The 523-nt window shown below is 48.2% G+C and carries 1 protein-coding gene; it reads left to right on the forward strand.

What is annotated here, in order from left to right; translation table 11 throughout:
- Positions 1–523: substrate-binding periplasmic protein (locus tag BGK46_RS02550; RefSeq protein ID WP_069586899.1), on the forward strand; the 523-nt coding region annotated here is incomplete at both ends.

Below are 523 nucleotides of genomic sequence, written 5' to 3' on the forward strand. Positions count from 1 at the left end.
CGTCGGCAGCGGATGTTGTATATTCACCATATTCAAAACGTCAGAGCGCGAGGCCTTTCTCGATTACTCTGAGCAGGTTTTATTTCAGCAAGGGATCCGATTTGTTCATCGCCCCGATGTCAGTATCTCTGAAGAGGCTATTCAATCGTTCAATTTTAGCGCTTACTCCGTCTGCGTGATCAATCAAGTCAGCTACGGCAGTCGAATGGATGCTGCCTTGGCGCAAAATCAATTCGATCAGGTTTTCCGCCTGACTCGCGCGCCACAGTGCCTTCGGATGTTGGAAAGTGGCCGATCTCGCTTGTGGCTCAGTAACCATTTTGGTGCACGCGCACTGATTAGTCAGCTGAATATGAAAGGTATTGTCGAGATCAACCCCCATCCGATTGAAGACACCCCCAGTTACATTGCCTTTTCTAAAGTGCAAGGGCTATCAGCTCTGCGCGACCAATTTGATCACGCGTTAGCAGATATGAAAGCCACCGGAGAGTACCAAGCGATCATTGATGACTTTTTTAATGAT

The sequence above is a fragment of the Salinivibrio sp. SS2 genome (genome assembly GCF_001722075.1).
In the GTDB taxonomy this organism is placed as follows: domain Bacteria; phylum Pseudomonadota; class Gammaproteobacteria; order Enterobacterales; family Vibrionaceae; genus Salinivibrio; species Salinivibrio proteolyticus.